The organism is Anaerotignum faecicola (assembly GCA_024460105.1).
Taxonomy (GTDB): domain Bacteria; phylum Bacillota; class Clostridia; order Lachnospirales; family Anaerotignaceae; genus JANFXS01.
Window position 1 is genome coordinate 1 of record JANFXS010000219.1, and the last position, 477, is coordinate 477.

General features: G+C 41.1%; 1 protein-coding gene. It reads left to right on the forward strand.

The features are described from left to right. On the forward strand, window positions 1-206 hold a 206-nt coding region (locus NE664_13635; protein ID MCQ4727674.1), incomplete at its 5' end, for an L-lactate dehydrogenase. Between the last annotated feature and the right edge of the window lie 271 nt (window positions 207-477).

Sequence of the window (477 nt, forward strand, 5' to 3'; positions counted from 1 at the left end):
TCCGGAATGAACATTCCATCATGCCGATATCGGTTTACTTAGACGGGCTTTATGGACTTCACGATATTTGCTTAAGTATTCCGACGGTAGTCGGCCAGGAAGGAGCGGAAAAGGTGCTGGATATTCCGCTGGACTTAATGGAGATGGGAAAACTGGTGTATTCGGCAGAAGAGTTAAAGAAGATTATTGGAGAATTGGAGCTGTAGTGTTTGCCTGCAAATGAATCTTAGTTCACAAATCTGAATAAAATGTGGAAAACAGCTTTTCATCTTTAAAATAATGTAGATAGAATTTGTCCAGACAAAATCCGGACATAGCGAACGCACCTGTATTTGGCGTGTACGTTATGCCCGGATTTTTTTATGGCAGGCAGAAAACAAGACGGTCATGGAATATACAGGAAACCCCGCCGTTTTTATGGTATAACATCTCCCAAAATCTAATTTGGCAGCTTTTCTTTATTCTGTTGCAGATGGT